Annotated in this window: 2 protein-coding genes and 1 pseudogene (1 of these 3 running past the window's edge); 1 reads left to right on the top strand and 2 read right to left on the bottom strand. The window is 73.2% G+C overall.

Annotated elements, in window-relative coordinates; genetic code table 11:
• A pseudogene (locus tag C468_RS16145) lies at positions 1-264 on the bottom strand (endonuclease III domain-containing protein); the annotation flags it as partial.
• A gap of 167 nt (positions 265-431) precedes the next feature.
• Between C468_RS16145 and C468_RS16140 the strand changes: the two are divergent.
• Positions 432-740, top strand: coding sequence for a hypothetical protein (locus C468_RS16140; RefSeq protein WP_008849971.1), 309 nt, complete (start codon positions 432-434; stop codon positions 738-740).
• Between the two features lie 49 nt (positions 741-789).
• Here C468_RS16140 and C468_RS16135 read toward each other — a convergent pair whose 3' ends face one another.
• Positions 790-1,366: the 3' portion of a fibrillarin-like rRNA/tRNA 2'-O-methyltransferase gene (locus C468_RS16135; protein WP_080510660.1), read on the bottom strand. It continues 83 nt past the right edge of the window; the window shows 577 of its 660 coding nt (coding positions 84-660); its start codon lies beyond the right edge, outside the window; the stop codon is at positions 790-792.

Raw genomic sequence — 1,366 nt, 5'->3', positions numbered from 1 at the left:
TGTCTCGGCCAGCTCGTCGTGGTCGGCGGCCTCGATCGCCGCGAAGTCGTCGTAGCGGTCGAACAGCGCCGCCGCGGCCCGGCTCGTGTTCGCGTCGGCGACGTTCTGTGACAGGATCGTCGTCACGAGCTGGCGGACCCCCTCGCCGGGCTCGGCGGTCGGGTCGGCGCCGTGCTCGGCGACGCGGTCCACCGGCTCGTACAGCGACACCAGCTCGTCGTGAAGCTCGCGAACCCGCGACTCGGTCCACGCGTGCGTCGACATACCCGACGTACGGGCGGCGCGGACTTGAGAGCGGCGACCGGGGCGAACTGGGGGCGAGCCGGAGGCGCCGAACGCGGACCCGCGCCTCGCGCCGGCCCCCGCGTTCGTCGGGCGATTCCGCCCGCTCGCCGCGCGACCTTTTTACGTCGGTGCGTCCAACTGGGGGCATGTACCGAGCGAGCGATCGCGTCGACAACGCGGCGTGGCTGGACCGGCTCGACGACGCGTGCGCGACGCTCGACCTCGACGAGGAGACGCTGTCGACGGCGACCGATCTGTTCCTGTCGCGCGCTCCCGACGACGATCGGGGAAAGCGCGTCGCCGCGGCCGCCAGCCTCTACGCCGCCGCCCTGATCCGCGGCCAGGAGCGGTCGCAGTCAGCCGTCGCCGACGCGATGGACGTCTCCCGACTCTCCGTTCAGAAGCGCTGGAAGCCGATCTTAGAGGACGCCGGCTTCTCGCCGCCGACGTGGTGAATCGGACGGCTCCGGCCGCGACCGCCCTCACGGCTCGTCGCTCCCCGAGTTACTTCGGCGTCGCCACGACCCCGAGGTGGTCCTCGTGGAACCGGTCGAGCCGCCGCGTCTCCAGGATCTCGTAGGCCTCCCGGAGCCGGTCGAGCGCGCTCTCGAACACCGCCTCCGGGGCCGCCGTCACGTCCTCGCTGCGCGCCTTGATCGCGAGCAGCAGCCGCCCGTCGTCCGCGAGGAACCGCGCGTTCCGCACGGCGACCTCGGCCTGGCCGCGCGTCGCCACGTCCTGCACGATCGCGTCCACGTCGCTCTCGACGACGTGGGCGTAGCGGGTCGGCGTCCGCGCGTCTTTTAAAAGTGGAAACAGCCGATCGCGGGGCTCGGCCGCCTCCACGAGGTCCCGCGCCGGCCGCGGCGCGAACTCGACGGCGTACGTCGGGCCCGCGAAGTCCGCGACGTGGCTGACCGTCGTCCCGCTGGCCGCACCGAGGTACAGCACCGTCTCGCCGCCGGACAGCCCCGTCTGGAACCCGAGCTCGAACATCCCGCCGAGCTTCGAGCGCCCGGGGTCCCACGCGCGCCAGCCGTCCGCGGTCGGCTCGCCGTACACCGGCGGGCCGCGGGTGGCA

The organism is Halorubrum kocurii JCM 14978 (assembly GCF_000337355.1).
In the GTDB taxonomy this organism is placed as follows: Archaea; Halobacteriota; Halobacteria; order Halobacteriales; family Haloferacaceae; genus Halorubrum; species Halorubrum kocurii.
Note: the sequence above shows the minus strand (reverse complement) of the source record. Positions and strands in the feature narration are given on the sequence as shown.